Source organism: Chryseobacterium sp. YIM B08800 (genome assembly GCF_026163565.1).
Lineage (GTDB): Bacteria > Bacteroidota > Bacteroidia > Flavobacteriales > Weeksellaceae > Chryseobacterium.
Map to the genome: position 1 here is coordinate 201,905 of NZ_JAPDKN010000014.1, position 6,926 is coordinate 208,830.

At 35.7% G+C, this 6,926-nt stretch carries 6 protein-coding genes; all 6 read right to left on the reverse strand.

Features of this window, described 5'->3' with window-relative positions; translation table 11 throughout:
- Positions 1-29 precede the first annotated feature (29 nt).
- Entirely contained in the window at positions 30-2,039 is a 2,010-nt protein-coding gene (gene kdpB, locus OEW74_RS07215) for a potassium-transporting ATPase subunit KdpB (RefSeq protein WP_265427829.1), read from the reverse strand.
- Between the two features lie 20 nt (positions 2,040-2,059).
- On the reverse strand, positions 2,060-3,748 hold the full coding sequence (gene kdpA, locus OEW74_RS07220) for a potassium-transporting ATPase subunit KdpA (protein WP_265427830.1): 1,689 nt from the start codon (positions 3,746-3,748) through the stop codon (positions 2,060-2,062).
- Between the two features lie 330 nt (positions 3,749-4,078).
- Positions 4,079-4,219, reverse strand: coding sequence for a hypothetical protein (locus tag OEW74_RS07225; protein WP_265427831.1), 141 nt, complete (start codon positions 4,217-4,219; stop codon positions 4,079-4,081).
- A 21-nt stretch (positions 4,220-4,240) separates the two neighbouring features.
- The gene (locus tag OEW74_RS07230) at positions 4,241-4,600 is read right to left on the reverse strand and encodes a hypothetical protein (protein ID WP_265427832.1); all 360 of its coding nucleotides are present in this window, start codon (positions 4,598-4,600) and stop codon (positions 4,241-4,243) included.
- Between the two features lie 159 nt (positions 4,601-4,759).
- Positions 4,760-6,112 (reverse strand): sigma-54-dependent transcriptional regulator, encoded by a 1,353-nt coding sequence (locus OEW74_RS07235; protein WP_265427833.1) that lies wholly within the window; start codon positions 6,110-6,112, stop codon positions 4,760-4,762.
- Positions 6,113-6,289: 177 nt separating this feature from the next.
- A partial coding sequence (locus OEW74_RS07240) for an OmpA family protein (RefSeq protein ID WP_265427834.1) occupies positions 6,290-6,926 on the reverse strand: 637 nt, incomplete at its 5' end.

A 6,926-nucleotide genomic window follows, 5' to 3' on the forward strand; every position in this document is an offset into this window, starting at 1 on the left:
AGCTTCTCCTTGCCAAGCCAGTTAGATATTTAGAAAAATAAGGAAACGATGATGTCTATAATTTTAATACCGATAAATGGAATTACCACACCACCCAATCCGAAGATGAATAGATTACGTCTTAACAAAGCCGATGCACCGATAGGTTTGTAAGCAACTCCTTTCAAAGCCAATGGAATCAATATCGGAATGATGATCGCATTGAAGATTACCGCAGATAAAATTGCACTTTCCGGGCTGTGAAGATTCATAATATTTAAACCTTGCAACGCTGGAATTGCAGTGATAAATAATGCAGGAATAATCGCAAAATATTTAGCAACGTCATTGGCAATACTGAAGGTCGTCAACGTTCCTCTCGTCATCAGTAATTGTTTACCAATTTCTACAACTTCTATTAATTTTGTAGGATCGTTATCAAGATCAACCATATTTCCAGCTTCTTTTGCAGCCTGAGTTCCACTGTTCATTGCAACACCCACATCTGCCTGAGCTAAAGCAGGAGCATCATTGGTACCGTCTCCCATCATGGCAACTAAACGACCTTCAGTTTGTTCTTTTTTGATATAATTCATCTTATCTTCAGGTTTTGCTTCTGCGATAAAATCATCAACTCCTGCTTTTTCTGCGATAAATTTTGCGGTAAGCGGGTTATCTCCGGTAACCATTACGGTTTTAATACCCATTTTTCTTAGGCGATCAAAACGTTCGCTGATCCCGGGTTTGATAATATCCTGAAGTTCAATAACTCCCAAAACCATTTCATTTTCTGAAACCACCAAAGGCGTTCCTCCGTTTTGAGAAATTTCTTTAACCTTTAAATCTATTTCTTGTGGGAAAGTGTTTCCAGCTGCTTCAGATATTTTTCTGATAGCATCTGTTGCTCCTTTTCTAATGCGGGTTTTATCAAAATCAATTCCTGAGCTTCTGATTTCAGCCGTAAATTTGATAAATTGAGGTTTGTTTATTTCATAGCTTAAAGGATTAATTCCTGCCAATTCAATAATCGATTTTCCTTCAGGAGTTTCATCTGCCATTGAACTTAAAACCGCTGCTTTTATCAATTGCTTTTCATCAACCTGATGAGCCGGATAAAAACTTGTTGCTTTACGATTTCCTATGGTAATTGTACCGGTTTTATCTAAAAGTAAAACATCGATATCTCCGGCAGTTTCTACTGCTCTACCACTTTTTGTAATCACGTTTGCTCTCAAAGCTCTGTCCATTCCAGCAATACCAATCGCAGATAATAATCCGCCAATAGTTGTTGGAATAAGACATACAAAAAGAGAAATAAATGATGCAATTGTAATCGTTACATTAGAATAATCTGCAAACGGTTTTAACGTGACGCAAACAATGATAAACACCAATGTAAAACCTGCCAGTAAAATGGTCAATGCAATTTCGTTTGGAGTTTTCTGTCTGGAAGCACCTTCTACTAAAGCAATCATTTTATCTAAAAAGCTTTCTCCCGGCTGTGTAGTTACCAGTACCACAATTTTGTCGGACAAAACTTTTGTACCTCCAGTTACAGAACTTTTATCACCACCCGCTTCACGAATTACAGGAGCAGACTCACCGGTAATAGCACTTTCATCTATTGTAGCAAGACCTTCAATGATCTCTCCGTCTGATGGAATAATGTCTCCGGCTTCACAAACAAAAACATCTCCTTTTTGTAATTTAGAAGAAGAAACGATTTGCCCGTTCTGCAGTCTCGCAGGGGTTTCTTCTCTCGTTTTACGAAGACTGTCTGCCTGAGCTTTTCCTCTTGCTTCAGCAATTGCTTCGGCAAAGTTTCCAAACAGAACGGTCAATAAAAGAATGATGAAAACCGTAAAATTGTATGCAAAACTTCCCTGAGATTTTTCTCCTGTCAAAGTCCAGATACTTACGAAAAACATCACCAATGTACCGAGCCATACAAGAAACATGACAGGATTTTTAAACATCAGTTTAGGATTCAGTTTCACAAAAGACTGTTTCAGTGCTTCCTGAACCAATTCTTTTTGAAACAAAGATTTATTTTGAGTCATTTTAATTTCTGTTATTTAAATTATTTCATTGAAAAATATTCTGCAATAGGTCCTAAAGCCAATGCCGGAAAGAAAGACAGGGCTGCAATAATGGCAATCACGGCAAAAGTCATGAGTCCAAATGTTGAAGTATCTGTTTTTAAAGTTCCTTCACCTTCCGGAATATATTTTTTCTGAGCTAATAATCCTGCAATTGCTACAGGGCCAATAATCGGTAAGAAACGACCAAGCAATAAGACAATTCCTGTAGAAATATTCCAGAAAGGATTATTATCACCTAAACCTTCGAAACCACTTCCGTTATTGGCTGCAGAAGATGTATATTCATACAATACTTCGCTGAAACCGTGGAATCCGGGATTGTTGAGTGTTGAAGTTCCGACTTCCGGAAAATAAGTCGCGATTGCAGTTCCAACAAGAATTAAAAACGGATGGAAAAGTGCGACAATCATTGCAATTTTCATTTCACGGGCTTCAATTTTTTTACCCATAAATTCCGGAGTACGACCTACCATCAATCCGCTGATGAAAACTGCAAGAATAATGTAGATGAAGATATTCAAAATACCTGCACCGTCGCCACCATAGAAAGCATTCACCATCATTGCAAGCATTTGAGTCATTCCGGAAAGTGGCATTGCGCTGTCGTGCATTGAATTGATAGATCCTGTAGAAATAACAGTCGTTACAATACTCCAAAAACCTGAAGCAGCCGATCCGAAACGAATTTCTTTACCTTCCATTGCGCCTAATGACTGATCAATCCCCATCTGACTGATTGTAGGATTACCATTCATTTCCATAATAACCGTTGGTACAGCCAGCAAAAGAAAACCAACCGTCATGACTCCAAAGATCATGTATCCGAATTTCTTTCTGCGGATAAAATGTCCAAATGCAAAAACCATCGCCATCGGAATGATAAATTGGGCAAACATCTCCACCATATTGGTAAAGTAAGTGGGATTTTCTAAAGGATGTGCTCCGTTGGCTCCAAAAAAACCTCCACCATTGGTTCCCACGTGTTTTATAGGAACAAATGCCGCAACTGGTCCTGTAGAAACCTCTACACTTTTACCTTCTAGCGTGATCATTTTATCTTTTCCGCTAAAGGTCATCGGCATTCCCTGAAATACCATTATTGTTCCCATTAAAAATGAAAGGGGTAATAAAATTCTGGTCGTAGATCTAAGTAAATAGTCGTAAAAATTTCCAAGCTTTGTAGTGGATTTTTCTCTGAAAGCTTTAAAAATAACTATTGAGGCTGCCATTCCTGTTGCTGCGGAAACAAATTGAAGAAACATCAACCAGATCTGTCCCAGATAACTCATTCCGGTTTCTCCAGAATAATGCTGCAAATTACAGTTGACCAAGAAAGAAATTGTTGTATTGAAGGCTAGATCAGGCGACATATCCGGGTTTGCGTCTGGATTGAGCGGAAGCCAGCTCATATTCATCAAAATCAGCATGCTCATAAAAAACCATAAGAAATTGATGGTTAAAAGCGCTGTTAAATGTTGCTTCCAGTTCATTTCATGATCAGGATCAATTCCTGATATTTTGTAGAAAAACCTTTCTACGGGTTTGAAAACAGGATCAAGAAAGGTTTTTTCTCCTGTGTAGACTTTTGAAATATACTTTCCAAAAGATATCGCTAATAGTAATGTTATTAAAAACATCGCTACAACGCCTAAGATTTCAGTGTTCATAGTTTGTTTAATGAATTAATGCAAATTCTTTTACGGAAATCACCAAATACAAAAAAGCAATAACGAGGCTGATCCAAAAAATCAGGATTCCCCATTCTTTTATTTGATGTATAATCTTGCGGTTCATTTGCTTATTAAATTATTTTTAAAATTTTTCTGGTTTTACAAGCACATAGCAGATATAAATAAATATGGCTATTGAAATAAGAAATAGTATGGTCATTTTTTTAATTTTTAAATTTTGTCGAAATATTCTACGAGACGGTAAAACAAAACGAATAGCACAACTGCCGTGATTAATAGAATAATTGTTGTCATTTTTTATTTATTTTAGTTTACCTGTAAAATCGCAGCGGCTACAAAAACTCCAAGGATTACAGCAATATTGATAGTAATGATCTCAAGATCATGTTTTTCACGAGTAGACTTTAAAAGTTTCCAGTCTCCTATTTTTCTGATTTTTGATTTCATATCTAAATTTTTATTGTTTTTTTAAATTCCTGATCTATAAACCTGACGTAGATAGTTGTTTTGCAGAGTTGGTGACATTTTTTCGAAGATCAAATCTTTGTATGAGGGTTCGCAGCAAAATGTAAGACTGTCGAAAGAGTAAAGAAAAATATTCTCGATAGCGTTTTTTAAAGCCTGATCTCCTTTGCTGTAAAGCAAATTCATCTTGGTGATTGATCTCATTAGAATTTTCTGATCATGATTTTTTATCAGTTTTTTGATTTGCTTGGTGAAAACACTGATTACCATAAACGGTGTTTTTGTTTTGTAAGAATCTTTAAACTCTTCCTGAGATTCAGGAATCAATTTTATAATCTCTCTTACGGCATCTGTATGATTCATTTTTAGGTTGTTTTGAATACTTATGCCAAGATGTATTCCTTTGAAGAAAACAAGCAAACAACACATTGAAAATCAAAGAATTAAATCAAAAACAATAATTTACAAAACACAAAAAACCCTATCAAAATGATAGGGTCGTTATCAGAATGGAACTATTTATTACGAAATTTTGTATTCTTCTACTTTTCTGTACAAAGTTGCAATACCAATTTCCAGTAATCGTGCTGCTTCGGCTTTATTACCTTTGGTATGATTAAGAACTTTCTGTATCTGCATTTTTTCGGCGCTTGCCATAGAAAATGCAGACATTATTTTTGTTTGTTCAGAATCTTTATTGCTGCTGTATACTGAAATATCTATTGGAAGACTTTCTATTCCTATCTCAGGGGAATCTGTAAGAATAACGCTTCGTTCGATGACATTTCGAAGTTCACGAATATTTCCTTTCCACGGATGGTTTTTTAATGCTTTTAAATAATCTGGTGATACCGAACTAATATTTTTCCCTGTTTTAAGTGAAAAGCTTTTCAGAAAAAATTTAACCAGCAATTCAATATCTGCAACTCTTTCTCTCAACGAAGGAAGCTTTATCTGAAAAATATTGATTCTGTAATATAGATCCTCACGGAAATTTCCTTTTTCAATCTCTGTTTCCAGATCTCTGTTGGTGGCTGCAATAATTCTTACATCGGTTTTCGTAGGTTTGCTGTCTCCTACTTTCAGAAACTCTCCGGATTCTAAAACACGCAATAATTTTGCCTGCAAATCTAAAGGCATTTCACCTATTTCATCCAGAAAAACAGTTCCCTGATTGGCTTCTTCAAAAATACCTTTACTGTCTTTCAAAGCACCTGTAAAAGCGCCTGCTTTATGACCAAACAATTCGTTTTCCAACAAATCTTTTCCAAAAGCAGAACAGTTGATGGCAATAAAATTATTTTTATTTCTCTTGCTTGCATGATGAATTGCCTGAGCAAAAACTTCTTTTCCGGTTCCGGTTTCACCAGTTAAAAGTACCGTTGCATCTGTTGCCGCTACTTTTTGAGCCGAATTAATAGTCGAAATGATCATTGATGATTCACCGATAATACTGTCAAAAGATTGTTTTCTATTGAGTTGTTTTTCAAGATGCAATACTCTCTTATTGAGTGCTACCTTTTCGGCTGCCTTATAAATTAACGGGAGAATTCGGGTATTGTCGTCACCTTTTGTAATATAATCGAAAGCGCCATTTTTAATAGCAAGAACGCCATCGGGAATGTTTCCAAATGCTGTTAAAAGAATAATTTCAACGGTAGCAAACTTCTCTTTAACCGTTCGGGAAAATTCTACTCCATTTCCATCGGGAAGTTTAACATCGCAAATCACAATATCTATCTCTGAAGTTTCGAGTTTTTTTAAACCACTTTTCAGATTACTGGCTTCGAAAACTTCAAACCCTTCAAGACTTATGATGCGTGACAGAAGCGACCTAATTTTCGCTTCATCGTCGATAATTAAAATAGTATTCAATCGTGTAAATTATAAACTTCAAAATTATAACTAAAATTGAGTTATTGATTAAATATTTCTTTCAAATTAAAAATCTACATATTGATATCATTTTTCATGGTAAGTAATGTATTCAATTGTTTTCATAAAAAAAGACTGCCATTGTATGACAGTCTTTGGTAAAAGAAGTTATTATTTTTATTTTGCTTTAAAATACACTCTTCTATTTGCTTTATTTTTCCATTCCGGGCATTTTGATGCCGGATCACATTCTGGATATTTCAAATCTGTTTTTCCATTTCCTTGTGCATCAAGCTTGTGCGATTCCACTCCGTTTTTAATCAAATATTGTTTTACATTATTTGCTCTTTTTTCGGATAGTTTCTGATTGTAAGCTTCTGTACCTCTTGTATCTGTAGCACCTACAACTGTGTAAGATCCGTTTGAAGAATTGATATAGCTTACTGCATTATTCAAAATCGGAGTATTGTTTGATAAAATTTTATCAGAGTTTAATTCAAACTCAATTCCGTCCAACTTGGTTTCTGCTTCAGTTACCGTTCCCGTATTTTGATTTTCCAAAGGGCAACCATTATTTTCCGCAGGTCCCGGAACTGTTACACATTTATCATATAGATCAATAACTCCGTCTAAGTCAACATCAAGCGCAACACCAGATCCGTCAACTCTTGCTCCTGCAGGAGTATCAAGCTGTCTGTCCCAATCATCGCAAACTCCGTCATTATCTGCATCACCAGCTTTACAAACTTCAATATCATTTACTTTTGATTCTAAAACCTCAGTTCTGTAGTAAATTTCCTGCATTGGGTCATGC